General features: G+C 35.7%; 29 protein-coding genes. 12 read left to right on the top strand and 17 right to left on the bottom strand.

Annotated features, from left to right (window positions below; all coding sequences use genetic code 11):
- Positions 1 to 49 precede the first annotated feature (49 nt).
- The gene (locus ACOCEA_RS16160) at positions 50 to 1,237 is read left to right on the top strand and encodes a molybdopterin molybdotransferase MoeA (RefSeq protein ID WP_420757307.1); all 1,188 of its coding nucleotides are present in this window, start codon (positions 50 to 52) and stop codon (positions 1,235 to 1,237) included.
- 141 nt (positions 1,238 to 1,378) lie between these two features.
- On the top strand, positions 1,379 to 1,792 hold the full coding sequence (locus ACOCEA_RS16165) for a hypothetical protein (RefSeq protein ID WP_420757308.1): 414 nt from the start codon (positions 1,379 to 1,381) through the stop codon (positions 1,790 to 1,792).
- 356 nt (positions 1,793 to 2,148) lie between these two features.
- Here ACOCEA_RS16165 and ACOCEA_RS16170 read toward each other — a convergent pair whose 3' ends face one another.
- Positions 2,149 to 3,213 (bottom strand): DUF3810 domain-containing protein, encoded by a 1,065-nt coding sequence (locus tag ACOCEA_RS16170; RefSeq protein WP_420757309.1) that lies wholly within the window; start codon positions 3,211 to 3,213, stop codon positions 2,149 to 2,151.
- 66 nt (positions 3,214 to 3,279) lie between these two features.
- Between ACOCEA_RS16170 and ACOCEA_RS16175 the strand changes: the two genes are divergently transcribed.
- On the top strand, positions 3,280 to 4,731 hold the full coding sequence (locus tag ACOCEA_RS16175) for an aminoacyl-histidine dipeptidase (RefSeq protein WP_420757310.1): 1,452 nt from the start codon (positions 3,280 to 3,282) through the stop codon (positions 4,729 to 4,731).
- A 63-nt stretch (positions 4,732 to 4,794) separates the two neighbouring features.
- Here ACOCEA_RS16175 and ACOCEA_RS16180 read toward each other — a convergent pair whose 3' ends face one another.
- Genes ACOCEA_RS16180 through ACOCEA_RS16190 form a run of 3 tightly spaced genes read right to left on the bottom strand, consistent with a single transcriptional unit; the run spans position 4,795 to position 7,509 of the window.
- Positions 4,795 to 5,934 (bottom strand): peptidylprolyl isomerase, encoded by a 1,140-nt coding sequence (locus tag ACOCEA_RS16180; RefSeq protein WP_420757311.1) that lies wholly within the window; start codon positions 5,932 to 5,934, stop codon positions 4,795 to 4,797.
- 10 nt (positions 5,935 to 5,944) lie between these two features.
- Positions 5,945 to 6,496, bottom strand: a complete 552-nt coding sequence (gene gldI, locus ACOCEA_RS16185; RefSeq protein ID WP_420757312.1) for a gliding motility-associated peptidyl-prolyl isomerase GldI — start codon at positions 6,494 to 6,496, stop codon at positions 5,945 to 5,947.
- Entirely contained in the window at positions 6,493 to 7,509 is a 1,017-nt protein-coding gene (locus tag ACOCEA_RS16190) for a DHH family phosphoesterase (RefSeq protein ID WP_420757313.1), read from the bottom strand. Before ACOCEA_RS16190 ends, gldI begins: the two co-directional genes overlap by 4 nt.
- Positions 7,510 to 7,729: 220 nt before the next feature.
- Between ACOCEA_RS16190 and ACOCEA_RS16195 the strand changes: the two genes are divergently transcribed.
- Positions 7,730 to 8,149 (top strand): nucleoside-diphosphate kinase, encoded by a 420-nt coding sequence (locus ACOCEA_RS16195; protein WP_420757314.1) that lies wholly within the window; start codon positions 7,730 to 7,732, stop codon positions 8,147 to 8,149.
- 75 nt (positions 8,150 to 8,224) lie between these two features.
- Here ACOCEA_RS16195 and ACOCEA_RS16200 read toward each other — a convergent pair whose 3' ends face one another.
- From ACOCEA_RS16200 to recF, 3 genes are all read right to left on the bottom strand, one after another.
- A complete protein-coding gene (locus ACOCEA_RS16200) occupies positions 8,225 to 8,521 on the bottom strand; it encodes a DciA family protein (protein WP_420757315.1) in 297 nt (98 codons plus the stop codon).
- On the bottom strand, positions 8,521 to 8,937 hold the full coding sequence (locus ACOCEA_RS16205) for a lipocalin family protein (RefSeq protein WP_420757316.1): 417 nt from the start codon (positions 8,935 to 8,937) through the stop codon (positions 8,521 to 8,523). Before ACOCEA_RS16205 ends, ACOCEA_RS16200 begins: the two co-directional genes overlap by 1 nt.
- A gap of 93 nt (positions 8,938 to 9,030) precedes the next feature.
- Positions 9,031 to 10,110: a DNA replication/repair protein RecF gene (gene recF / locus ACOCEA_RS16210; RefSeq protein ID WP_420757317.1), complete on the bottom strand. Its 1,080-nt coding sequence runs from the start codon at positions 10,108 to 10,110 to the stop codon at positions 9,031 to 9,033.
- 124 nt (positions 10,111 to 10,234) lie between these two features.
- Between recF and ACOCEA_RS16215 the strand changes: the two genes are divergently transcribed.
- The 7 genes from ACOCEA_RS16215 to ACOCEA_RS16245 all read left to right on the top strand — a co-directional run bounded on the left by ACOCEA_RS16215 (position 10,235) and on the right by ACOCEA_RS16245 (position 16,438).
- Positions 10,235 to 11,002, top strand: coding sequence for a tetratricopeptide repeat protein (locus ACOCEA_RS16215; protein ID WP_420757318.1), 768 nt, complete (start codon positions 10,235 to 10,237; stop codon positions 11,000 to 11,002).
- A complete protein-coding gene (gene ribH / locus ACOCEA_RS16220; RefSeq protein ID WP_420757319.1) occupies positions 11,002 to 11,484 on the top strand; it encodes a 6,7-dimethyl-8-ribityllumazine synthase in 483 nt (160 codons plus the stop codon). Before ACOCEA_RS16215 ends, ribH begins: the two co-directional genes overlap by 1 nt.
- 147 nt (positions 11,485 to 11,631) lie before the next feature.
- On the top strand, positions 11,632 to 11,928 hold the full coding sequence (locus tag ACOCEA_RS16225) for a riboflavin synthase subunit beta (RefSeq protein WP_420757320.1): 297 nt from the start codon (positions 11,632 to 11,634) through the stop codon (positions 11,926 to 11,928).
- 2 nt (positions 11,929 to 11,930) lie between these two features.
- Positions 11,931 to 13,781 carry a DNA mismatch repair endonuclease MutL gene (gene mutL / locus ACOCEA_RS16230; protein WP_420757321.1) on the top strand — a complete coding sequence of 617 codons (1,851 nt, stop codon included), beginning with the start codon at positions 11,931 to 11,933 and terminating at the stop codon, positions 13,779 to 13,781.
- On the top strand, positions 13,782 to 14,525 hold the full coding sequence (locus ACOCEA_RS16235) for a rhomboid family intramembrane serine protease (RefSeq protein ID WP_420757322.1): 744 nt from the start codon (positions 13,782 to 13,784) through the stop codon (positions 14,523 to 14,525).
- A gap of 3 nt (positions 14,526 to 14,528) precedes the next feature.
- The gene (locus tag ACOCEA_RS16240; protein ID WP_420757323.1) at positions 14,529 to 15,410 is read left to right on the top strand and encodes a rhomboid family intramembrane serine protease; all 882 of its coding nucleotides are present in this window, start codon (positions 14,529 to 14,531) and stop codon (positions 15,408 to 15,410) included.
- Positions 15,411 to 15,412: 2 nt separating this feature from the next.
- Positions 15,413 to 16,438, top strand: a complete 1,026-nt coding sequence (locus ACOCEA_RS16245) for an endonuclease/exonuclease/phosphatase family protein (RefSeq protein ID WP_420757324.1) — start codon at positions 15,413 to 15,415, stop codon at positions 16,436 to 16,438.
- Here the strand turns inward: ACOCEA_RS16245 and ACOCEA_RS16250 are convergent.
- The 9 genes from ACOCEA_RS16250 to udk all read right to left on the bottom strand — a co-directional run bounded on the left by ACOCEA_RS16250 (position 16,421) and on the right by udk (position 23,316).
- Entirely contained in the window at positions 16,421 to 16,735 is a 315-nt protein-coding gene (locus ACOCEA_RS16250) for a DUF6122 family protein (protein ID WP_420757325.1), read from the bottom strand. The two genes, ACOCEA_RS16245 and ACOCEA_RS16250, sit on opposite strands and share 18 nt — an antisense overlap.
- Positions 16,736 to 16,741: 6 nt before the next feature.
- Positions 16,742 to 17,359, bottom strand: a complete 618-nt coding sequence (locus ACOCEA_RS16255) for a WbqC family protein (RefSeq protein WP_420757326.1) — start codon at positions 17,357 to 17,359, stop codon at positions 16,742 to 16,744.
- An 11-nt stretch (positions 17,360 to 17,370) separates the two neighbouring features.
- On the bottom strand, positions 17,371 to 19,068 hold the full coding sequence (lepB, locus tag ACOCEA_RS16260) for a signal peptidase I (RefSeq protein WP_420757327.1): 1,698 nt from the start codon (positions 19,066 to 19,068) through the stop codon (positions 17,371 to 17,373).
- 95 nt (positions 19,069 to 19,163) lie between these two features.
- A complete protein-coding gene (gene dapB / locus ACOCEA_RS16265; protein ID WP_420757328.1) occupies positions 19,164 to 19,865 on the bottom strand; it encodes a 4-hydroxy-tetrahydrodipicolinate reductase in 702 nt (233 codons plus the stop codon).
- A gap of 2 nt (positions 19,866 to 19,867) precedes the next feature.
- Complete coding sequence (locus tag ACOCEA_RS16270) at positions 19,868 to 20,512, bottom strand: DUF5683 domain-containing protein (RefSeq protein WP_420757329.1); 645 nt, start codon at positions 20,510 to 20,512, stop codon at positions 19,868 to 19,870.
- Entirely contained in the window at positions 20,505 to 21,410 is a 906-nt protein-coding gene (locus tag ACOCEA_RS16275) for a ParB/RepB/Spo0J family partition protein (protein ID WP_420757330.1), read from the bottom strand. The genes ACOCEA_RS16270 and ACOCEA_RS16275 overlap by 8 nt, the downstream gene beginning before the upstream one ends.
- Before the next feature lies 1 nt (position 21,411).
- Positions 21,412 to 22,185, bottom strand: coding sequence for a ParA family protein (locus ACOCEA_RS16280; RefSeq protein WP_420757331.1), 774 nt, complete (start codon positions 22,183 to 22,185; stop codon positions 21,412 to 21,414).
- A gap of 175 nt (positions 22,186 to 22,360) precedes the next feature.
- The gene (locus ACOCEA_RS16285; RefSeq protein WP_420757332.1) at positions 22,361 to 22,702 is read right to left on the bottom strand and encodes an FtsB family cell division protein; all 342 of its coding nucleotides are present in this window, start codon (positions 22,700 to 22,702) and stop codon (positions 22,361 to 22,363) included.
- Entirely contained in the window at positions 22,702 to 23,316 is a 615-nt protein-coding gene (udk, locus tag ACOCEA_RS16290) for a uridine kinase (protein WP_420757333.1), read from the bottom strand. Before udk ends, ACOCEA_RS16285 begins: the two co-directional genes overlap by 1 nt.
- Before the next feature lie 108 nt (positions 23,317 to 23,424).
- Here udk and ACOCEA_RS16295 point away from each other — a divergent pair, with 108 nt between their 5' ends.
- Positions 23,425 to 24,645 (top strand): multidrug effflux MFS transporter, encoded by a 1,221-nt coding sequence (locus tag ACOCEA_RS16295; RefSeq protein ID WP_420757408.1) that lies wholly within the window; start codon positions 23,425 to 23,427, stop codon positions 24,643 to 24,645.
- Between the two features lie 2 nt (positions 24,646 to 24,647).
- On the opposite strand, the gene acs is transcribed toward ACOCEA_RS16295, so the two are convergent.
- On the bottom strand, positions 24,648 to 26,555 hold the full coding sequence (gene acs, locus ACOCEA_RS16300) for an acetate--CoA ligase (RefSeq protein ID WP_420757334.1): 1,908 nt from the start codon (positions 26,553 to 26,555) through the stop codon (positions 24,648 to 24,650).
- Between the last annotated feature and the right edge of the window lie 108 nt (positions 26,556 to 26,663).

Below are 26,663 nucleotides of genomic sequence, written 5' to 3' on the forward strand. Positions count from 1 at the left end.
ATGCTAATAAGTAATTTAACCTGCTTTGATATTCTTTATATTTATTGCTATGATAACATTTCAAAAAGCCATAAAATACGTTGTGGAACATTCCTTGGATTTGGGAGTGGAACAAATTCCCTTATTAAAAAGTGTGGGACGGGTATTGGCCGAACCAATTAATGCCGACCGTGATTTCCCTCCATTTAATAGGGCCACTAAAGATGGAATTGCCATTCAATTTAAGGCTTTTAATCAAGGGAATGCTAAATTTAAGATAGAAGGTGTTGCAAGTGCCGGAATGCCACAACAAAAGTTGATAAATGCTTCATCTTGTTTGGAGGTCATGACTGGGGCAGTTGTACCAGAAAATACCGATACGGTAATCATGTACGAACATTTGGTAATTGCTGATGGATATGCAACCATTACTAAAGAGGTTTATGAAGGACAAAATATCCATTACCAAGGAAGTGATGAGGTAAAGGGTAACTTAATATTGGAAGAAGGGGTAAAAATATCACCCGCAGAAATAGGTGTTATGGCATCTGTTGGTAAGCACATGGTAATGGTGAAAAAGAATCCTAAAATATGTGCTATAGCAACAGGAAATGAATTGGTGGATATTGAAGTGGTACCAGAACCGCATCAAATTAGAAAATCGAACAGTATTACCTTGCAAGCTTCCCTTGCCTTAACTATGATTGAAGCATCTTCCTTACATTTAAAGGATGATAAGCGTAGTATTGAAATCGGTTTAGAAAAAGCCCTGAAAGCGAATGATGTTCTTCTATTGAGTGGAGGGGTATCTAAGGGTAAATTTGATTTTATCCCGGAGGTCATGGAAAGTTTGGGAGTGGAAAAAATTTTTCATCGCGTGGCACAAAGACCAGGGAAACCATTTTGGTTTGGCGTGCATAAAGAGCTAAAAACTGTTATATTTTCTTTTCCTGGAAATCCAGTCTCCACCTTTGCCAATTATCATCTTTACTTTTTACCTTGGTTGCACACTTCTTGGAATATACCAATAACATCTAATACCATTAAGCTTGCCTTCGATTTACTAATTTCCCCTCTTTTAACTAGATTTATACAGGTGAAGGCACATTGGGAAAACAATGAGTTACACGCTCTTCCCGTTGTAGAAAATGGCTCCGGAGATTTAACAAGCCTGTCAAAAGCAGACGGATTTGTTTGTTTGAGTCCACGTGATAAGCAATATGAAATAGGCGAGTGCGTAACTTATGTTCCTTTTTGAGGTGCACATTTTGTCCCTTACTAATTGGTGCTATCCGTTTTTTTGAAAACGCTACGGGCATATATAAATGTTGAAAAAATAAGTTAACTTGTTGAGGTATAATAGAATTCAAGTAAAAACTGAATCAATAATTAATTGATTATGAATCCGGTACTTAAAAATATAATTGCGGTTATAGTAGGTGTAATTGTTGGTAGTATTGTAAATATGTTCATTGTTATGATTAGCGGTAGTATTATTCCGCCGCCAGAAGGTGGTGATATCACGACTATGGATGGGTTAAAGGAAACCATGCATTTGTTTGAGCCTAAACATTTTATTTTTCCGTTTTTAGCTCATGCTATCGGTACTTTTTCTGGGGCTTTTATAGCCGCTAAAATTGCCGCGAGTCGTAAGATGACCATGGCCATCATTATTGGGGTGTTTTTTTTGATAGGAGGTTCTGTAAACGTGTATATGCTAGACGGTCCTATCTGGTTTAATGCTCTGGATATCTTAGTGGCATATATTCCAATGGCCTATTTTGGGGGCAAGTTTGCGATGAAAAACCCATAATGGGAATACTGATAAAAAGCTCGATTTTAAATTAAGCTTTTTTAAATACTGTTTTTTAATTATCCTTTTGGAAAGTAAGAAATACGGTGCCGACTGGTCTCCAATTCCTTTTAGTATTTGTTCTATCACCATTTAAGAAAGACAACAAGTACAACTGTTTCCTAAGCAATGCAATCTTGAATGTTAGAGTTAAAACCACCCCAAAACTAGTTTCTCTTAAACCGTTGGTAGATTTATCATCGTATTTGAAATGCGTAATCGCCGAGTTATCTGGCAATATGTAGTCAATTCAATAATAGCATTCATGTTCAGCTTCATATTGTGGAAAGCTTCCACTTCAAGGGATTCTTTTTGGTTTATTCTAAAGGATATTTTTTATGGTAAGCTACCAGTAAGGATACGACCGCATTATAACTTTTTATGCCTTGTGATTGATTGTTTGCCTTAAGAAACGAGTTGAAAATCGATTTGAAAACGGGTTCCATTGGATTTTCATATTTACTCCAAAATACTGACATTTCCTTAAAGTTCTCCTTAACTCCAGGATGAAGACTATCGAACATTTTATCAAAAACAGTAACATCACCTCTTCTTATATCGCTTAAACAATACCCCAAAGCATAAGCATATGCTACATATTGGAAATAAAGATCAGACGAGTTGGCTGTCACTAAATAACCAATGAAATTGGCCTCGTTTTCTGCTGAATATCCAAGTTGGTGGGCAATCTCATGACCAGTAACTATTGGAAATCTAAAATTGGGCAATACCCCATTAACTTGCCCCTCGTTTGTAAACGGATTAAGATAACCGGCATAACCCATATAGGTTAATCCGGTACTGAAAAAAGAAGTTTTGATACTTGGTTTGGTATAACTTAAGAAGTCGTATTGCTTCGATAATTCCTTATATCCATCAATGGTTTTATCAAATATTTCATTTTGGGAATATGGTATTTCAACTCTTAGTAGTGAGTCCCCTGTTAGTTGTTTTTGTAGTTGATTGGTCTTGCTTATTAATGCTTCGGTGAATATAACCAACTCTTCATAGTCTTTAGCTTCTGATAGATCCAATTTTTTGGATAGAGGCTCCCTGTAATAATTAAAACCCCACATAAGGTGAAACGTAAAATAAGCAATAGATAATACCATTGTAACATCCCTTATAAAAGAAATCTTATTGCTAAAGATAAATTTACGATTTCTATAGCCATAAATAATGGCTACAATGGTGAGAGAAAAGTAGAGTATATCACCAATGGAGAATGGAATCCAACCAAACATCATTCTAAAAAAAGATGAAACTTTGGGATAGACACCCAAACTGTAATATTTTTCTATAATCCCGGGATAGTTGCCTAACCATTTCACCAGGATAATTTGTGGTATCAATGAAACAGCAATACCTGTTTTTAAGTTCATCTTCATTGCTTCAAAAATAGTGAAATCCTTTTTCCGTATGTATTTTTGAATGATAATATCATAAGTATGAATATAGAGCTATTGCAATTGGAACCAAAAATGGTTTGGTCAAATTTCTCAAAGCTAAATGCAATACCAAGACCTTCTAAAAAAGAAGCAATGGTTATAGCGTTTATGATGGATTTTGGAACATCTTTGGGACTGGATACTTTCACCGATGACGTAGGTAATGTTATTATAAGAAAACCTGCAACAATAGGCTTGGAGGATAGAAAAATGATAACGTTGCAAAGTCATTTAGACATGGTTCACCAAAAAAACAAGGATACGGAGTTTGACTTTGATACCCAAGGAATTGAAATGTATGTTGAGGATGACTGGGTAAAGGCCAAAGGAACCACATTAGGTGCTGATAATGGTATGGGAGTAGCCGCTATTATGGCACTTTTGGAAAGTAATGATATTTCTCATCCACCACTAGAAGCTCTATTTACCGTTGATGAGGAAACAGGAATGACAGGGGCTTTTGGACTAAAAGGAGGTCTATTAAAGGGAGATATATTATTGAACCTGGATACTGAAGAAGATGATGAAATTGATATAGGTTGCGCTGGTGGTATTGATGTGACTGCTGTTAGGACTTATAACGAAAAAAAATCCTCCTTCGGCGATATTGGGTATGCTATTACTATAAGCGGCTTAAATGGTGGTCATAGTGGTATGGACATACATAAGGGACTTGGTAATGCCAATAAAATTATGAACAGGTTACTTTTTGTTGGTAGTAAATATAATATGCGGTTAGCTTGGTTGGAAGGTGGTGGATTAAGAAATGCGATTCCAAGGGAAAGCAGATGCGCCATTAATATTTCTAAAACACAAGCAGCTGATTTTCTATTTGAACTAGAAAAGGTAAGTGCTGAAATTAAAACGGAACTAGCAATAATGGAACCTAAGCTGGAGATTTCTATTCAGCCATGTAATCCAGCTAAAAAAGTGTTGGGATTAAGCGTACAAAGTAAGCTTATACGAAGTATTTATGCTGCCCAAAATGGTGTTTATGCAATGAGTGCCTCCATTCAAGATTTGGTAGAAACTTCAAACAATATTGCAAAGGTCAGTGTAAAAGATGGAGAAATAGAAATCGCTTGTTTAACCAGGTCATCCGTAGATTCTGCTAAAATGGATTTAGCAAATTCCTTAAAATCTGTTTTTGAATTGGCAGGATTTGAGGTGTATTTCAAAGGTTCGTATCCTGGTTGGAAACCAAATCCTAATTCAGAAATTTTGGCGGGCTTAAAACAAATTTATACTGAACTTTTTAAAAAAGAGCCTAGGGTAGTGGCCTGCCATGCGGGATTGGAATGTGGTATTTTAGGACAAAATTATCCAGATATGGATATGATAAGTTTTGGACCAACAATTAAAGGGGCACACTCACCAGATGAAAGGGTAAGTATAAGATCGGTTCAGAAATTTTGGGAATTTTTGTTGGCCATACTTCAAAACACACCATAAATGTATAAAAAGTAAAAGCCCCATTTATATTTTAAATGGGGCTTTTTATTCATTATTAGAATGTTATTCCTGTATCCCAGTAACTTCTACATCAAATACCAAATCAGCATTTGGCGGGATAGGACCACCACCTTGTTCACCATAGCCTAAATGGGGTGGTATGAACAAACGAACTTTGTCTCCAACTTTCATAGTTAGTAAACCTTCTCTAAAACCTGCAATTAATCTAGATTCTGGGCTATAATCCATTGGAACGGGCATATAGCCACCACCTTGAGCCCTTCGCTCATCATATTTCCCATATTTCTGTGCAACTTCTTCATAGTTGCTGTCAAACAAGGTACCATCGTTTAAATAACCAGCGTACATTACAAATACCTTTTGACCTATTTTTGGTTTTTCACCATCCCCTTCATTTAAAACCAAAACTTTAAGTCCAGATACCAATGTTTTTGCTTGTTCTTTTTGAGCTGCAATTTCTGCGGCTAACTCACCTTTCATGGCATTTATTTTTGCCTGCTGTTCTGCCTTTTCTTTTTCAATGGCAGCTAGCCTCTCTTCCTCATTGTCAAAATACTCGGTCATTACTTTTACAGCATCAAAGCGCCTGGCTTCCTTTCCGTTTCTAATGATTTCTATGGTACTCATCTTAACACTGTCAATGGGTTTGTCCCCAGCTGCAGTTGGCACGTTTGCTATAGAATCTACAACACTCATTCCTTCTATGACTTCACCAAATACAGTATGTTTTCCATTTAGCCAAGGAGTTGGTGCATGTGTTATGAAAAACTGACTACCATTAGTGGTTGGTCCTGCATTGGCCATGGAGAGTATTCCCTTTTTGCTGTGTACCAAAGAATCATTAAACTCGTCCATAAATTTGTATCCTGGATTACCACTCCCCGTACCGGTTGGATCACCACCTTGAATCATAAAATCTTTCATTACCCTATGAAATGTTAGTCCGTCATAGTATTTTTTACCTTTGTAATTTTCGCTAACAAACGGGTTTTTTCCTTCGGCAAGAGAAATAAAATTTGCTACGGTAACCGGGGTTTTTTCGTGTTCTAACTTAACAATGATATCGCCTTTATTTGTTTTGATATCTGCAAAAATACCATCTCCTAAGTCTGCCCGTTTACTTGTTTTACAGCTTGCCAATGCTAATGCAAAGATCATGGCCACATATATTCTCTTGATCATAGTTTTAAATTTAATTTTCGATGTTATTTTGATTTTTCTCGATTTTTAAAATGGATATAGTTGATTTTATTGGAACATTAGTGCCAATTTTATTGTTATCACCATGGTAACCAAACGCTAAAGATGAAGGAAACAAAAATGTTGCCTTTTCCTTTTCTTTTAATAGTTTAACAGCGTCACGTAAGCCTTGAAACAGTTCTTGCTTATCTACTTTATACGTGACAATTCCAATTTCAGATTGTGAGTATATCGTATCATTATCCAAGCTTAACAAATTGTAGGTCATTACAACTAAATCATCTGTTTGTGGGGTATAGTCGGTAGTGTCGTTTACGCTTAGGTAGTGGTACCAGGAACCTGCAGAGCTATGTGTGTAATGCTTTAAAGAATCTTTCTTTATAATTTGTAGAATTTGTTTTTCTTCATTTTCTAATAGTTTCTTGCTTCTTTCTACCGAAGCTTTAAAAAAACTACCACTTTTTCGCTGTACCGGTTTTCTGGGTTCTGGCCCTTTACAACAACAAACCAGTAATGTAATAAGGATTAATAGTCCTTTTTTCATTGTTTTAAAGCTATTTTGTATTGAGGTAATAATGATTTGAAATAGCTGGTTGTTTCTTCCATGTTTTTGTCACTTTTTCCCCCTGCGGCATTATTATGTCCACCCCCTTCAAAGAATTTTCGAGCAAACTCGTTTACAGAAAAATCGCCAACAGACCTGAAAGAAATTTTAATAATACCTTCTTCTTTGTTTTCAATAAAAATTACTGCAAACCGTATTCCGTCTAAAGTAAGACCGTAATTTACAAAACCCTCGGTATCCCCTTTTTCATAGTGGTAAAGATCTAATTCTTCTTGACTTAAAGTGATATAGGCAGTGCTATATTCCTCTAATATTACCATATTCTTAAGAGCACATCCCAAGAGGTGCAACTTGCTGGGAGAATTAGTATCATATATTTTGTGGTGTATCTCTGTATTTTCTGCACCTTTATCCATTAAATCTGCTATAACCCTATGTGTATGACTAGTGGTAGACTTAAATTTAAATGAACCGGTATCTGTCATGATGCCCGTATAAATACAATTGGCTATTTCAGGAGTAATATGATCTAAACCATCCAACAAGGAAATTAGATTGTATACCATTTCACAGGTTGAGCTCATGGTTACATCAGAATACATAATCATGGCATAGTCAGATGGTTCTTGATGGTGGTCTACCATTACAAAAATAGCATTGGCTTGTTCCAAACTATCAGCCATTTGCCCAACCCTGCCAAGGTGATTAAAATCTAAGGTAAAAATAATATCAGCCTCTTCAATAGTTCTCTTTGCTTCTTTATTATGCCTCTCAAAATTTAAAATTTTATCTGCACCGGGCATCCATTTTAAAAATTTCGGAAAATCATTTGGAGAAACTATGGTGGCAGTTTGACCTTCGTTTACAAGGTAATGCCATAAACCCAAGGTAGAGCCAATGGCATCTCCATCAGGATTTTTATGCGGTATAATTGCTATTTTCCTGGGAGTTGAGAGTAGCTTTTTAAGTGCATTTATGTGCTCAAAATTCATGCGGGCAAAGATACAATTTAATACTATAAGCTTTAAGCCCAAAGTTTTAATTTTGAATTTAGATGTATTGGAAATTGTAAAAAAACATAATAATTCACTTTCAATACTTTATTATTTAATTTGACAGGAGAGAATTTTATGGTAGTTAGAATGCCGCAACACTCTTCTTAAAAATTGTGGATTCTAAGGAAAAACGTATTTTTGCCCAAAATTTAAGAAAATGAGTACAAATAGAACATTTACGATGATTAAGCCAGATGCTGTTGAAAATGGGCATATAGGGGCTATTTTGGAAAAGATAACTTCGGCTGGATTTAAAATCGTAGCTATGAAATATACCCAACTAAGCCTTAGGGATGCACAAGAGTTCTATGCCATTCACAAGGAACGTCCGTTTTTTGGTGAATTGGTGACTTTTATGACTAGGGGTCCTATAGTAGCGGCAATTTTAGAAAAAGAAAATGCCGTTGAGGATTTTAGAGCTTTAATCGGGGCTACAAACCCTGCTGAAGCTGCTGAAGGTACTATTAGGAAATTATTTGCAACTGATATAGCCGAAAATGCTGTGCATGGCTCTGATAGTAATGAAAATGCCGCTATAGAAGGTTCTTTTCATTTCTCAGGAAGGGAAATTTACTAGAAGTTAAACGTTTATATACAAAAAAGACCAGTGCGAAAAGCCTGGTCTTTTTTGTATTGTATAGTTTAAGCGTTATTACCTTAATACTAACTTTTTTATTAAATCTTTTTGCAATTCCTCATTTAGCATTTGAATTATCTTGGAGCTGCCTAAACTTAATTCTTCCCTAAGTACAGATGAGGAAAGTGCTACAAATAAGGTATTTTGTCTTAGTTCTATAGAGGTAGTATAATTTTGTACGCCATTACCCATTACATTGGACCATGCAGTCCTAACATCCACTTTATCCATACCGTTTTGTAGATTGTTTTTTTGGATAAATGCCGAAAGGGCATCTTTCATACTTACTTTATCATTTTCTCTTTTTGGCATTATAAGGTGATGTTTATAGGTTCAAAACGTTTATAATGGTATTGGGCTTCACCATTGGCCAGTACTAGTTTTTCTTCACTTAATAGTAAAATATGTTCCTGCCATTCGGTCAAATTGTTTTTATACTGTATTTGGAACAAATCATTCCCTCTGTTTATAGTGAATAACTCAGCATCATCAGAAGTTTCAAAGCTACCATCAAATTTTGGGATTACCTTTTTGCGATATCCTTTTAAACCATCTATCTTAAAAAAATCAATACTGGTGCTTACTTTATATTCCTTGTTGTTTCCATCTGGTAATATAACCTTTGTTATTTCCCAATATCCATTAATAAGAGTTAAATCTTCCTGAGCTACCTTTTCTGAACATGAAATTAAGGTAAAGGTAAGCAACATAATAAACCAATTTTTCATCTGTTTAAATTTTAATGTCTTTTATAGTCCCGATGAAATCCGACAATACCTTTTCTTGGTAACGATCCAAAATTGTAATGATCGATTACAATATTACAGTTTAAAGACTTTATAGGTCTGGTGTATTTTTTTTACAACATCCTCTGTACGTTCTGCATGCGTGTCACTCACAAATATTTGCCCAAAATTTTCTTTGTTGACAAGTGAGATGATATGGGAAACCCTATTTTCATCCAATTTGTCAAAAATATCATCCAAAATAAGAATAGGTGTTGTTTTTGAAATGGCTTGCATAAAATGAAATTGTGCGAATTTTAAGGCTATTAAAAATGATTTCTGTTGTCCTTGGCTTCCAAATTTTTTAATGGGATAGTCCAATATGGTAAAATTAAGATCATCTTTATGTATGCCAACACTTGTATATTGCAATGCTCTGTCTTTATCCAAATTCGTTACCAGAAGTTTGCTGAATTCTTGTGATAATAATTTACTGTCATAGGTTATGTCTACATCCTCTGCTTGTCCTGTAATGGCTTTATACTGTTCTTTGAAAATTGGAATGAAAACGTTTAGGAATGCGGTTCTTTTTTCAAATATTACTTTTCCGTAATTGGTTAATTGTCCATTGTAAACAGCAAGTGTGTTTGCGTCAAAAGTATGGTTTACGGCAAAATACTTCAACAATGCATTACGCTGGCTTAGCACCTTATTGTAATTTATTAAAGCCTGTAGATATTCTTTGTCTGATTGTGAAATAACACCGTCAATAAACTTACGCCTTACCGTACTACCTTCTATAATTAAATCACGATCTGCCGGAGATATTATTACTAATGGCAAAAGGCCTATGTGGTCTGCAAAACGCTCATAAGGTTTACCATTTCTTTTTATTATTTTCTTGTTGTTTCTTTTTAAGCTACAGGCAATTTTTTCTTCCCGATCATTTTTTTCAAAACGTCCGTCGATTACAAAGAAATCAGCATCGTGTTTTATATTTTGGGAGGAAACGGGATTAAAGTAGCTTTTACCAAAAGAGAGATGATATATTGCATCTAGAATATTTGTTTTTCCTACTCCATTATCACCAACAAAGCAATTGATCTTGGCATCGAATTCAAGATTTTTCGATTCAAAATTTTTATAATTGACAAGGGATAAACTTTTTAGAAACATTAATAATTCTAGAATTTTTATTTCGAATGGGACAAAATGAGCTTAAAATATCCAAAAATAACGAATAAATACACTATGGGATTTCAATAAAAACTTTATTTTTGCGCGACCAATAAAAATAGAGATGGCAACATATAAGAAAAGAGGATTTAAACCTAGTACTAAGGCTGAAATTCAAGAATTTGATGAGCAAGAAAGTACAACGGCAGAGGTATTCAGTACCTTAGACGAAAGTGCATCTAGGTCTGAAGAGTGGGTTTCCAAGAATCAGAATTATATTTTAGGTGCCATTGGCGTTATAGCAATTGCTGTTTTGGGTTATTTGGCATATAATCAGTTTGTGCAAAAGCCAAGGGAAACCAATGCTGCCAATGAGATGTACTATCCACAACAATATTTTGACCAGGCATTGGTTGCCACCACTGCCAAGGATTCATTATTTACATTGGCATTGGAAGGTGCTGAGGGTAAATATGGATTTTTAGATATTATTGAGGAGTACAGTGGTACCAAAGCTGCCAACATTGCCAACTATTCGGCTGGCATGTCCTATTTGAATATGAACAACTACCAAGAGGCAATAACCTATTTGGAGGATTTTAAATCTGATGATGATGTTTTAGGAGCTTTGGCCAAAGGCGGTCTTGGTGATGCGTTTATGCAATTGGGTCAACCTTCAGATGCTTTGGGATATTATGAAGCAGCCGCAGCTCACAGTAGTAATCAATATACAACGCCTAAATTTTTATTCAAAGCGGGTGTAACTGCTATTGAAATGGGAGAAAATTCTAGAGCATTGGATTATTTTCAGCGTATTAAGGATGAATTTAAAGATTCTGAAGCAGCTAGAAATATTGATGCGTTTATAGGAATGGCAAAAGGTGGTGCTTAATGGCAACAGAGAATAAAAATTTATCGGCTTACGATAAGACAACAATCCCAAACGCGATAAATTTTCGGTTTGGGATTGTTGTTTCTGAATGGAATCCTCAAATAACGAACGGACTTTACCAGGGAGCAGAACAGGCTTTGTTGGATTGCGGGGCTACTACAGCTAATATTGTGAAATGGGATGTTCCTGGCAGTTTTGAACTTACATACGGTTGTAAAAAAATGATACAACAAGGTGGTTTTGATGCTGTAATAGCTATTGGCTCCGTTATTCAAGGTGAAACAAAACATTTTGACTTTGTGTGTAGTGCTACCGCTCAAGGAATCAAAGATTTGAATGTACAAACAGATGTTCCAGTGATTTTTTGTGTACTTACGGATAATACCCTGCAACAGGCTATTGATCGTAGTGGTGGAAAACATGGTAATAAAGGTACAGAGGCCGCAATAGCTGCTATAAAAATGGCTAGTTTAGGCAAATAACTATCTTATTCTTCAATTATTTTTTATCATCCTATTGCGCATGAAGTTTTTTCAAAAAATCATGTACAGGTTTTGTTTGGATAACTGTTAACAAATTTTGGCGTTCACAGTACAGCCTGTTTTTTGATTTTAAGTAACTTTGGGATTATGGGAATGTTGAGTAAAATAACGAAGTTACGACGTAACAGGAAGTTTGAGTATAACCCAAGGTATTATGATGATAAAGGGAAAGGGAATCCTTATAAACTAGAACCAAAATTTGATAAATTTAGAAGTACGTTACATAATCAAAGAGGACTAAAAAACAAGATTTCTAACGCATTTGATGATACAAAAAGGGAAGGTGACCGCAATCTTAAAATAAGGATGTTGGTTATTCTTTCTGTCCTTATCCTTATCTTTCTTTACATTATAGATTTTGACCTCTCTATATTCTTTTCCTAACGATGGCAGATATTATTAGATTATTGCCAGATCATGTAGCAAACCAAATTGCTGCTGGAGAGGTGGTTCAACGACCTGCATCTGTAGTGAAGGAATTACTGGAAAATGCTATTGATTCGCAAGCTGTCGATATTAAGTTAATAGTTAAGGATGGCGGTAAATCGCTAATACAAGTGGTAGATAACGGTATTGGCATGACCGATACAGATGCCCGTCTAAGTTTTGAAAGGCACGCAACCTCTAAAATTCAAAAAGCAGAAGACTTATTCAACTTACATACCAAAGGATTTAGAGGTGAAGCATTGGCATCAATAGCTGCTATTGCCCATGTAGAAATGTCTACCCGTACCGCAGATGATGAGGTAGGTACCCAAATAAAGATAGAGGGTAGTAAAATAACTAGCCAAGAAATGGCGGTTGTTCCAAAAGGGACCTCTATGTTGGTGAAAAATCTTTTTTTTAATATTCCTGCTAGGAGAAAGTTTTTAAAATCCGATCAAGTAGAATTCAGGCATATTGCCGATGAATTTCATAGAGTGGCTTTGGCACATCCCCAGATTTCATTTTGTTTTTATAATAACGGTAGTGAGCTTTTTAATCTTCCAAGTACCGATTTCAGAAAGAGAATTGTTCACATTTTTGGAAGAAAGGCCAACGAGAAATTAGTGCCAATACAGGAGGATACACAAGTAGTGAAAATTACTGGATATATACAAAAACCGGAGTTTGCTAAAAAGAGTAGGGGAGAACAGTTTTTCTTCGCCAATAACAGGTTTATTAAAAGTCCTTATTTACACCACGCCATACTAGGCGCTTTTGATGGTTTAATAAAGCAAGGCATGCATCCAGGTTATTTCATTCATTTAGAGGTAGATCCGTCTACCATTGATATTAACATCCATCCTACAAAAACAGAGGTAAAGTTTGATGATGAGCATACCTTGTATGCCTATATAAAATCTACGATTAAGCATAGTTTAGGACAGTTTAATGTGGTACCGGCCCTTGATTTTGAACAAGATTTAAATCTAGATACACCTTATGATTTTAAAAATAAGGAAGCAAGTACTCCAACAGTATCTGTAAATGCAACTTTTAATCCTTTTCAAGAAACTACAAGTAGTGGTAAAGTACAGCAGAGAACGTACACCAAACCCAGTACAAAAGGATGGGAGAACATATATGAGGGTTTGACTGTAAACCCATTAGTAGATAGGTCCAGTACTTTTGAAATGGAATCTGAAGTCATAAATAGTACTATTTTTGATAACGAGAAGCATCAAACAGAGACGATAACCACAACATTTCAACTCAGAAAAAAATATATAATAACCACTATAAAATCTGGAATGGTGGTAATAAACCAAAGCAGGGCGCACCAACGTGTTCTTTATGAGAAATTTTTAAAAAATATTACGATAAAAGAGGCCGTAAGCCAACAGCTTTTATTTCCTTTATCATTATCGTTTACTAAAGGAGAATTAGCTATACTTGAAGAGATAAAGGAAAACTTAACCGCCGTGGGTTTTGTTTTTGGCATCATGGAGAATGAAATGGTTGAGGTAAAAGGGGTTCCGGTTGTTGTGGTAGAGAGTGAGGTGCAAATGGTTATGGAACAACTCATAAGTGATTTTCAAATGGAAATATCACATAATAGCTTTTCGCAAAGTGATATGCTGGCTAAGACTTTAGCTAAAACATTGTCCGTTAAGACCGGGGAAATTTTAGATGAAGTATCACAAGTAAGTTTGGTAAACGATTTGTTTGCTTGTAAGGAAACTACTTTGAGTCCGTTTAATAAACCAACCTATATAACAATTACAGAGAACGACATAGATCGAAAATTTATTTAAATGGGGAGAATAACAGAAGCAATTAAGCATTTATTAATAATCAATATTTTATTTTTCGTAGCTACCAGCCTTTACGGTGATCAAATGTACGAATGGTTTTCGCTATGGTTTCCAAAAAATAAAAATTTTGGTCTTTGGCAAATTGTGACACATATGTTTATGCATGGTGGTTTTATGCACATTGCTTTTAATATGTATGCATTATTTGCTTTTGGTTCACCTTTAGAGCGTATGTGGGGAAAAAATAAGTTTTTATTTTTTTATTTTTCTGCGGGTTTAGGTGCGGCACTAATACATACTGGGGTTAATTATTACTATTATAATGAAGGGATGACCGCTCTGGTTGATGCTGGGTTAACTGAAAGTAACGTACTTAAGATTATATCTAATGGTCAATATAGTAAGGAGTGGTATACAATAGCAGGTAAAGATACCATTGATAATTTTCTAAGTGCCTTTAGTACACCCGCTGTTGGTGCCTCTGGTGCAATATATGGCGTTTTGGTAGCCTTTGGGATGTCTTACCCTAATAGTGAACTGTTCTTGATATTTTTGCCAATTCCAATAAAGGCTAAATATTTCATTCCTGTTTTAATTGCGCTTGATTTATTTTCTGGAGTAACTGGTTACGGAATTTTTGGGCAAGGTATTGCGCATTTTGCCCATGTTGGTGGGGCACTTTTTGGATTTTTAATGATGTGGTACTGGAAAAAGAACCAGTTTAACCAAAATAGGTGGGATTAGTAGATGGCACAAGGAAATTTAAAATATCAGTTTAATAGATTAAGCATAGCTGAAAAACTTATTGCGGTAAACGTAGTGGTTTTTATAATCAATAGTCTATTTCCATTTTTATTGGGACTGTCAAAGAATAGTATCGTGCAATGGTTTGAGCTGCCTAATGATTTTTTCGACTTCTTGGTTCAACCGTGGTCTTTGGTAACCTATTCTTTTTTCCATGGAGGACTGGGACATCTTTTTTGGAATATGTTGTTGATATATTTTGTAGGAAGAATTTTTCTAAACCTATTTGATAATAGGCGCTTTTTAAATGTATACTTTCTTGGTGTTATTTTAGGAGGGGGATTTTTTATGTTGGGATACAATATCTTCCCAGCATTTTTTAATGTAAATGCATATTTAATTGGTGCATCGGCCGGTGCCAGTGCCATTCTAATATTTATATGTACATACATACCTAACCAAGAGGTACGAGTGATTTTTTTCAATGTTAAACTTTGGTACATAGGTGTGTTTGTGGTTTTGATGGACTTAATACAACTGCCCGCAAGTGGTAACGCTGGCGGACATTTAGCTCATTTAGGGGGTGCCTTGTTAGGATATTGGTATGCCAGTAGCCTGCGAAATGGAAAAGATATTGGAGCAGGTTTCTCTAAATTTGTAGATGGAATTGTAAACCTTTTTAAAAAGAATGAAAAGAAAGCGCCTTTAAAAACGGTTTATAAAAAGCAAAAATCGAGTAGCTCTTCAAAAAACAATATAGATTATGACACGCAGAGTCATCAGAAAAAGATTGACGCTATATTAGATAAGATAAGTAAATCTGGTTATGAAAGTCTTTCTAAGGCTGAGAAGGATTTTTTATTTAAGGCCGGCAACCAAAAATAGAAATGAAGGAACTTTCATTTTTTAGCAAGTTGGTTTTTATAATCAATACCCTAGTAGCATTATTGTTATTACTAGCTTGTTTGGTTCCTTATATAAATTCGGGTGTTTTTTCTTTTTTAAGCCTTACCGTACCGGTATTGGTAGTAGGTAATTTTTTGTTTTTACTTTACTGGTTATTTTTCAATAGAAAATATATCTGGACCTCTTTATTTGCATTGATCATAGGGTATTTTGCTTTAGGTTCTTTTGTTGAGTTCCGATTTAAAAATTCAAAAACTCTTGAAGACGATATTAGTGTGTTAACATTTAATTCACTTGGTTTTAATGGTCTTGAAAATTCCGAAAAAAGGGAGAATGGAGACAAAATTCTAGCTTTTATACAAACCCAAGACCCAGATATCGTATGTTTTCAAGAATTTGATATAAGGAGGGCATATAGCGGTGATTTTGATGCGTATCCTTATCAATTCATTACTAAAGGAGGTTTGAAAAAAGATCATGTTTCACAAGCTATTCTTTCTAAATTTCCCATTATTCAAAAAAATGATTTGGATTTTCCTGAAAGTGCTAATCATGCTATATATGCAGATTTAGTTATAAATAAGGATACTGTAAGCGTATATAATTTACATCTCGAGTCTTTGAAAGTTAGACCAGGTATGATTAAAAGAGAGCCATCCAATAAGTTATTGAAGCGCCTATCATATTCGTTTTCCAAACAACAGGAACAAGCAAGATTGATTCGGGCTATTGCGGATGCTAACGACAATAAAAAAATAGTCACGGGGGATTTTAATAATACTCAGTTTTCAAGCGCATATAGAATTATAAAAGGAGATATGAACGATTCATTCTCAGAAAAGGGTAGTGGTTATGGCAAAACCATCAACTTTTGGCATTTTCCTTTAAGAATAGATTTTATACTGGCCGACAATGATTTTGAGGTATTGTCCCATGAAAACTTTAAAATAAGTCTTTCTGATCACGAGCCGGTAATGGCCACGTTTAAACTATCCGGTGATAAATAGGCAGTCAACCAAATCCGCAATTAAATGTACTGTAAATGCTATACCCCAAATTCTTGTTTTTTTAAACAGCAGCATAACTATATAAATACTCAGGGCCCAATAGGTGTGTAAAGGGTGAAAATTAATGCTACATCGTTCAGGATCAAAAATAGGATTTGCCATAAGATGGTCTATATCTAAGGCTATTCCTGCCAATAGGATGAGAGCCACTTTTATTAGGTTTTCTTTATAGAAGAAAAATGCAATTAAAACAGGTACTATAAAATGAATGCCATAATGTAAACCAAATTGAAGCATTATTACCTAGCTAAGACGTATTTGATTTAATAAAGCAGTGGTATTAGGGCCTTCATTGAAGATTACATCTAAAATGCTAAGGTTAGGAATAAAGCTATGGCGATCACCAAAAACTTGGGTATATTCCGGATGCTTATACTTAGTAGTTGCTTTTGCATTTACCAAGGGTCTAAAATCTTCTTTATCAGTGTACATTTTTTTGTAATCCTCGGTCTTTGCAGACGGCATTTTTACTTGAAGACATTCACATATGGTCTGTATGGTCATTAAATTAAAATCCAACAGAAAATCGAACGTATTCATATATAAAGATTTTAACTCATCTTCGTAGAATTCAAAAAATGGCGAGGTTCTATAGGCAGTTTCCAAAGTTCTCCAATGTTGGCGCTGCCAAGGGTAGGAGTTATCTATTTTTACTTCACGATATAATTGTCTTCCCAATTTATCCCTTGTATGCACAATTGGTATACTCAACATGTGTAATCCACGATCGGTACAAATAAACGCTCTATTTCTATAGGTTTGTTTTTGAAAGTTGTCATGAGCTTCCCAAATAACATCATTCTTAATCAAAGCACTAAAAAATAAGCTATTTGGAAAGTATGCAGGGTGCAGAATTACCATAGAAAACTAAGTTATTTTGCCTTTTTTCGTTTCCAGAAATAATTTCCAATAAAGTATGCTGCAAGGGCAATTAAGAAAAATTTAAAGTAGGATTGTGGTTCGCCCTCACCATTGACAGTTGTAAATATACGGTCCCATCGTGGTCTCCAATTACTGATACTCTCTGTGAAGTTGTCAAAACTCATCCAAATAAAGATAGGCGTACCTACAATATGGTTTTCTGGCACATAGCCCCAAGCCCTGCTATCTTCAGAGTGATCTCTATTATCTCCCATCATCCAATAATAATCTTGCTTAAATGTATAGGAATCAACTACTTTTCCGTTTATGCTGATTTGATTTCCAGACACTGATATTTCGTTACCCTCATATTCTCGGATAATTTTTTTATACAGTGGTAGGACTTTCAAATTTAATGGAACGGTTGCTCCCTTTTTAGGAATGTAAATAGGTCCCATTTGACTATAGTTCCATGGGTAGTCAACACTTTGTGGAAATAGGTTGACACCTCTTTTATCTTTAGGCGTTATTTGCCTTAACACAGAATCTATACTGGCATCGTTCCTTAAGATTTGTACCATATCATCTGTTAAGGGTACAAAACGTTCACGATCGGTTACCTCTTTTAGGGCCAATCTATATTTTTTAATCACATCTAAAGGAATACCAGAGCTTTTTGTGTAAAGTTCCAGTTGTCCGTTTTCAGCTTGGTTGTAACCCATTAAGTATGGGTTTACGGCCTGTGCTTGTTCTTGATTTAAAGGGTTTGAAATGTATTTCCTAGTAAAGTCTGTAATGCCTATTTTCTCCAATAATCTAGAAGAAACCCCTTTTTGGGAGTAAACGATGTAATCGTATTGTGGTTTTGCCCTATCTGGCAATTCCAATTGTTTGCCATCAATATAAACATAGCCATCACGAACTTCTAAAGAATCCCCGGGTAGCCCTACACACCTTTTTACGTAATTGGATTTTTTGTCAATCGGTTTTTTTACCCCAGCTTCCTTTTTAAAGAATCTACGGACAGTATCTGCAGGCCAACTGAACACCACGATATCATTTCGCTTTACCTTGGTAAAACCAGGTAACCTAAAATAGGGTAACTGTGGTTTGTTTAAATAAGATTTAACCCCTAAAATGGGTAATGTGTCATGAACCATGGGTGCCGCAACGGTAGTCATTGGCGTTCTGGCCCCGTAATGAAATTTACTAACAAATAGAAAGTCGCCAACCCTTAAGGTGCGTTCCAATGACCCTGTAGGAATTACATAAGGCTGAATAAAATACGTATGGACAAGCGTAGCCGCAACAATAGCAAAAACTATGGAACTCACCCATTCCCCTAGAGCTGTCCTAGGATGTAAGCTTCTGTCTTCAATGTGTTTTACATCAAGGCCATAGTTTACATAGTAAATATAAAATCCGAATGTTAGGACTACCAACCAAGATTCCAAAAGACTATTTCTTCCAAAACTTCTAATGGTCTCTACCCAGATTACCGGAAACATCAATAGATTAATAATGGGAATAAACAATAAGATGACCCACCACTTGGGCCTATTAATGATTTGCATTAGCACAATGGCATTATAAACAGGTATAGCCGCTTCCCAGGCTTTTCTTCCGGCTTTGACGTATAGTTTCCATGTTCCTAAAAAATGGATCACCTGAACTAAAAGAATGAAAATTATCCATTGCGTACCATTCATAATTGTATTGTTTATGTTTTATAGATTGTTTCAATTAAGGAAAGAAAGTTTCATTACCATCAATCTGTCTTGTAGTTTTATTATTGTTACTTTTTTTAACCAAGGTTTAACACATCTCTCATGGTAAAGACTCCTTTTTTACCAATAATCCATTCTGCGGCCGTAACTGCGCCTAATGCAAAACCTTCCCTATTATGTGCAGTATGTGTAATCTCAATACTATCTACTTCACTTTTATATTCTACGATATGTGTGCCTGGTGTAGTCCCTATTCTTTTAGATGTAATTGGAATTGTATTTGGTTCTTGTTTGTCTAATTCCCATGCTTTATACCCAGAATTAGCAATTACACCTTCTGCTAAGGTAATGGCAGTACCACTTGGCGCATCTAATTTTTGCGTATGGTGTATTTCTTCCATAGACACATTGTATTGTGTAAGGTTGCCCATCATTTTTGCCAAATATTCATTAAGCTCAAAAAATATATTCACGCCCAAACTAAAATTTGAGGCATAGATAAAAGCGCCTTCATGTTGGTTACAAAGATGTACGGCCTCGTCATAGTTATCTAACCACCCGGTTGTACCAGAAATAACAGGGATATTATTTTCCAAACATTTGGTAATATTACCAAACGCTGCTTGTGGCATACTAAAGTCAATGGCAACTTCAATATTGGCAAAATTTATTTCTTTGGTGTCTATATCAATTTTGGCTACAATTTCATGGTTTCTTTCCAGAGCTATACGCTCGATCATTTTACCCATTTTTCCGTAACCGAAAAGTGCAATCTTCATTTTTAAAATTTTATTGTTAGTGCCATTCCATAGTTGGGGTCGTTGGTAATGGGGTTTAAATCTAGATATGGTTCAAAATCAATGGCTAGATTATCATCAATATTAAACTGTTTTAAATGCGCATCAACATTGGCATCCACTATATTTAGCGCATACATGGCTATAGATATTACCAACCATAAATCACGATCTTCTTGAAACCTTTCTTGTTGGTTCTCTAAATCATCAGCGTCTAAGTCAGGTTCTTGTCCAGGTACATTATCCCCGTTAATATCATAGAATTCGTCATCTGTAAAACCGGCCTGTCTTCTTTTAAATGCAGTCCTAAATCGCTTATAATTATCATTATTCCAAGTATATGCATAGATACTGCCGCCAATTACGCCATAAACAATGGGAACTTTCCAATACCTTTTATTATAAATCTGACCTAAACCTGGCATTATTGCTGAATAGAAAGCCGCCTTGCTTGGAGCTAAAGGATTTATTTCCTTTTTTTTCCTTTTTAAAGTATCTTGTAATATAACCACATCGGTACTTAGCGTTATTGCTGTGGTGTCTTTTGGTGATACTTGTTCCTTATCTTGCGAATAGGTGGTTTGGAACAAAATAAAAAAAAGTAACGGTATGATTAATAGTCTATTCACCCGTGATCAACTTTTTAATTCTTAGAAATTCTTCTTCAGATTTAAATGGGATGGTAATTTTCCCAGCAGATTTACCAGTTGATTTTATGTTTACACCTACTGAGAGTTTATCTGCCAATTCCTTCACCCCGGTACTAATAAATTTTGGTGTCTCTACTTTGGACTGTTGCTTGTTAGGTACTTTTGAATCGGAAGAATGGTATGCTTTTACAGCATTTTCCGTTTCACGTACCGATAAATTCTGACCAACAATTTTCTCATAAAGGGTAATTTGGTCTTTTTTATTCTCAACGTTAACCAAAGCCCTACCGTGTCCCATACTTAAGAAACCGTCCCTCATTCCAGTCTGGATAATTGGGTCTAGTTTTAATAATCGTAAATAATTGGCAATTGTTGAACGTTTTTTACCTACCCTATCACTTAATTTTTCTTGTGTAAGGTTTATTTCATCAATTAGCCTTTGGTAGGATAAGGCAATTTCTATTGGGTCAAGGTCTTGCCGTTGTATATTTTCCACCAAGGCCATCTCCAATGATTCTTGGTCATTGGCTATTCTTATATAGGCAGGTACTGTAGTTAATCCAATTAATTTAGAGGCTCTAAACCTGCGTTCACCGGATACTAATTGATATTTGTTGAATCCAAGTTTACGCACCGTAATGGGCTGTATAACACCAAGTTCCCTGATGGAAGTTGCTAGCTCTTGTAAGGATTCATCGTTAAAATTAGATCTAGGTTGAAAAGGATTTACCTCAATATGTTCTAAATCAAGCTCTATTATATTACCTACAACCTTATCGGCATTTTTATCCGATGCAGATTGTATGTCGTTTTCGGGGTCTTTCAACAGAGCCGAAAGCCCTCTTCCTAAAGCTTGTTTCTTTGTTGCCTTTGCCATGTTAAACTATCTGCTTATTGTTCTTTACTACCTCATTGGCCAAATTTAGGTAGTTCGTAGCTCCTTTGCTTGCGGCATCATATTTTATGATGCTTTCACCATAACTAGGGGCTTCACTTAACCTTACGTTTCGTTGAATGATGGTATCGAATACCATATCTGCAAAATGTTTTCTCACTTCCTCCACGACTTGGTTGGATAGTCGTAGCCTAGAATCATACATCGTTAGTAACATACCTTCTATATCCAACTCAGGATTGTGTATTTTTTGAACACTTTTTATGGTATTCAATAATTTACCAAGCCCTTCCAAGGCAAAATATTCACATTGTATAGGAATGATTACAGAATCTGAGGCTGTTAAAGCATTTAGGGTAAGTAACCCTAAAGAAGGAGCACAATCAATTAAGATATAGTCATAGTCTTCTTTAAGCTCATTAATGGCCTTTTTCATCATATATTCCCTTTCATCCTTATCTACCAGTTCGATTTCAATGGCAACAAGGTCAATGTGGGCAGGAATTAAATCAACATTAGGTGAAGATGTTTTAATAATGGTTTCCTTGGCAGATTTTGTGTGCTCTAATAATTGGTAAGTACCTAACTCAACACCATCAACATCTATACCAAGGCCTGAAGTGGCATTGGCCTGCGGGTCTGCATCAATTAAAAGTACTTTTTTTTCCAGAACACCAAGTGAGGCAGCAAGGTTTACTGTGGTTGTTGTCTTACCAACACCACCTTTCTGATTTGCGATAGCAATTATCTTGCCCATATTTAAAGTAAGTTAGGGTGTAAAAATACAATTATTTGTGGGGCTAATAAAAGGATTTTGTTAACACAAGGTGAATAACAAAGGCTAAACTATTAATTTGGCGTTAAACTTTTTGAAATCATTGGTTTAAGAATGATCAGGACCAAAATTTATATAATAAACAAAGAAAAGATAATCAGTATGAATTGTCTTTGTTCAACTGTTTAAGACTATCCTCGTATTCTATTAAGTATATTTCCTCGTTCTTTTTTTTGAGATAATACTCTTCGCGCGCAAATTTTTCCAATTCTTCTTTGTTGGATAATTTTTCAATAACTTTTTTGTCCTTTGCAATTTCCTTGCGCAAAAAATCTTCTGTTTTCTCCAATTTTTTGATTTCCTTCTTAAGTTCTAAGTGTATCAACAATGAATTGGTATCAAAGAAAACCATCCATATTAGAAATGCAGTTAGCACCAATACATACATATTGGTCATAATCCTGAACCATTTGCGTTGTCTAAGCTCTTTTAAACCCATTAGACCTCTGTTAGTTTTTCATTAATAATGCTCTTCACAATTTCAACGGCAACGGTATTGTATTTATTATTAGGAATTATGATATCCGCATATTCTTTGGTTGGCTCAATAAATTGATCGTGCATAGGTTTTATAATTGATTGGTACTTGTGCAAGGTCTCATCTAAATTCCAGCCACGTTCGTTTACATCTCTTTTTAATCTGCGTATTAAACGTTCGTCGGTATCCGCATGAACAAATATTTTAATATCGCACATATCCCTAATTTCAGGATGGGTCATAATTAAAATACCTTCAACTATCATTACTTTCCTTGGTAGTGTGGGAATTGTTTTTTTAGTTCTATTACACTCCAAGAAAGAATATACAGGCTGTTCTATAGACTCTCCATTTTTTAAAGCCAAAAGGTGTTTTTCCAATAATTGAAAATCGATGGAATTTGGATGGTCAAAATTAGTTTTTCTTCTTTCTTCCAAGGTTAAGTGGGATAAATCATTATAATAGGAGTCCTGTGAAATTACACCAACTTCTTCGTTGGGCAATTCATTGATGATCTGATTTACAACGGTAGTCTTTCCACAGCCAGTACCTCCTGCTATCCCAATAATCAACATGCTTTAAACTTTAGGTCAAAAATACATATTTGTGCATCAAATTTCTAGTAAACTTAAAATTCAGGTTTTGATAACAAACCTTCCCTTTATATGAAGTATTTTTGCCGGATGCAAAATGAACAGGTAAAACCAAACTTTGAATTTGTGGCTTTAATGGCATCATTAATGTCTATTGTTGCCTTAACCATTGATGCCCTTATCCCTGCTATTGCAGATATTGGGATTTCTATAAATAGTCTTGACGCTACAAGAAACCAATTATTGATAATCATGATATTCTTGGGGCTGGGTGTTGGTCAATTGTTTTTTGGTCCCCTTTCCGATAGTTTAGGTAGAAAACCAATTGTGTATATCGGATTTGTTGTTTTTGCGGTTGCCAGTGTTATTTGTTTGCTGGCACCCAATTTAGAGATAATGATTATTGGCAGAATTCTACAGGGAATTGGGCTATCTGCACCAAGAACCATTAGTATCTCTATTATTAGGGATACGTACAAAGGGGATTATATGGCCAAGATAATGTCGTTTGTAACTGCATTTTTCATTTTGATCCCCGTGATTGCACCAGCATTTGGCAAGGCCATAATGAGTGTTATGGGTTGGGAAGGCATTTTTTATGTGCAACTTTTTTTCGGATTGGTGGTTTGTATCTGGTTTTGGAAACGACAAGAGGAAACCTTGAAACCCTCCTTTAAGGTCCCTTTTTCAATTTCCGTATTTATAAAAGGCACAAGGGAAATTTTTAAATACAGGGAGACGGTTTCTTGTACCTTGATATCCGGTTTAATTACGGGTGCTTTTTTGGTGTATTTAAGTTCGGCACAACATGTGTTTGAAGAACTGTATGATCTTAGGGATAGTTTTGCCTACATCTTTGCAGGTTTGGCAATATCCATCGGTTTTTCCACATTAATGAACGGTACCTTGGTTATTAGATTTGGGATGAGAAACCTATCTTTTGTTGCATTAATGGCATTTACTTTGATAGCTTTTGTTTATATGTTGTTGTTTTGGAATCAGCCTAATCCGAGTATCTGGATATTGATAGGGTTCTTGTCGCTATTATTTCTTTGTTTGGGTTTTGTTTGGGGTAATCTTCGATCTATTGCCATGGAGCCTATTGGACATATAGCAGGAATTGGGGCAGCTATAACAGGTTTTATTTCTACTATATTATCCATACCTATTTCTATTTATATCGGCGGCTTTATCCAAGATAGTGTATGGGCGCTTTTTGCTGGACTTGGTGTATGTGGCTTGTTGTCTTTGGTGCTTTTTGTAGCATTTAAGACACGACCTTTGTTTGCCAAAAATCGTGTCTATCAATAAGGTTATAGGGCATTGTCCATAATTTCCTTAACCACTTCCGGGTTTAAAAGCGTACTGGTGTCTCCAAGGTTAGAAGTGTCTTTGCTAGCAATTTTTCTAAGAATCCTACGCATAATTTTACCACTTCGGGTTTTAGGTAAGCCCGAAACAAATTGAATTTTGTCCAGTTTTGCGATGGGCCCAATTTGCTCTGTAATTTGTTGGTTGATTTCTTTTCTTAGATTATCACGGTCTCTACTTTCCCCAATTTCTTTAAGAATAACATAACCATAAAGGGCATTTCCTTTTACATCATGTGGGAAGCCAACAATTGCAGATTCTGCTACCGCTGGGTGTTCATTGATACTATCTTCAATAGGTGCGGTTCCCAAATTATGGCCAGAAACAATGATGACATCATCTACACGCCCTGTAATGCGGTAATATCCAACAGCGTCCCTTAGCGCTCCATCTCCGGTAAAGTACATGTTTTCATAAGCAGAGAAATAGGTGTCCCTATATCGTTCATGGTTACCCCAAATGGTACGTGCCATAGAAGGCCATGGAAACTTTATACAAAGTCTACCGTCTACTTGGTTACCTTTTATTTCTTTCCCATTTTCATCCATAAGGGCAGGTTGAATTCCTATAAAGGGTAAAGTAGCATAGGTAGGTGTGGTTGGTGTTACATATGGAATAGGTGTTATCATTATTCCTCCGGTTTCAGTCTGCCACCATGTATCTACAATTGGACTGTTTTTCTTGCCCACATTATTGTTATACCAATGCCAGGCTTCTTCATTAATGGGCTCACCAACAGAACCTAGAACTTTTAAACTAGAGAGGTCATATTTCTCCACAAACTCCAAATTCTCTTTTGCCAAGGCCCTAATGGCAGTTGGCGCCGTATAAAATTGAGTAACCTTATGTTTTTGTACTACTTCCCAAAAACGGCCGTAATCCGGATAAGAAGGCACGCCTTCAAACATAACAGTAGTTGCCCCATTGGCCAGTGGACCATAAACAATGTATGAATGTCCGGTTATCCATCCAATATCCGCAGTACACCAATACACATCATTTTCCCTATATTGAAATACATTTTTAAAGGTATACGCGGTATACACCATATAACCTGCTGTAGTGTGTACCATACCTTTTGGCTTTCCGGTAGAGCCAGAGGTATAAAGTATAAAAAGCGGGTCTTCCGCATTCATTATTTCAGCAACATTGTCACCATAAGCCTCATCTAATAATGGTTGAAGCCAGTGGTCCCTACCGGTTACCATCTCAATTTCACTATGAATTCGTTTGGCTACAAGTACATTTTCTATACCAGGGCACTCAGCTAATGCTTTGTCAACAATGCCTTTTAGGTCTATGGTTTTTGCGCCTCTGTAGGATCCATCAGAAGTTATGACCATTTTGCAATCAGAGTCATTTATACGGGTAGATAAAGCGTTAGCAGAAAATCCTGCAAAAACAACGGAATGTATAGCACCTATACGGGCACATGCCAACACTGAAATAGCTAGCTCGGGAATCATGGGCAAATAGATACATACTCTATCCCCCTTTTTTATCCCTTTTTCCAACAGTACATTGGCCATTTTGCAAACCCGTTCGTGCAACTGTCTATAGGTAATTTGTTCTGCCTCTTCGTTTGGGTCATTTGGTTCAAACAAAATGGCTGTTTTGTCTCCTCGAGTTGGAAGGTGACGGTCAATACAGTTTTCGGTAATATTTAATTTTGCACCTTCAAACCATTTTACTTCGGGTTTGGAGAAATCCCAGCTCAAGACATTGTCCCAACGTTTGCGCCAAACAAAATGTTCCTCAGCTATTTCTTCCCAAAATGCTTCAGGGTTTCGTACAGACTTTCTGTAAACTTGATAATACTCCTCTAGGTGTTTTATGTGATAATTACTCATGGTAAATAAATGTCTTTACTCGATAATCGAGATTTAAAAATGTTCCTATGCTTACGTGGATTTTTGATATCATTATTTTTTTAATGACTTGTTGGCTCGCCCCGCATG

This window comes from Maribacter luteocoastalis (genome assembly GCF_048890225.1).
Lineage (GTDB): Bacteria > Bacteroidota > Bacteroidia > Flavobacteriales > Flavobacteriaceae > Maribacter > Maribacter luteocoastalis.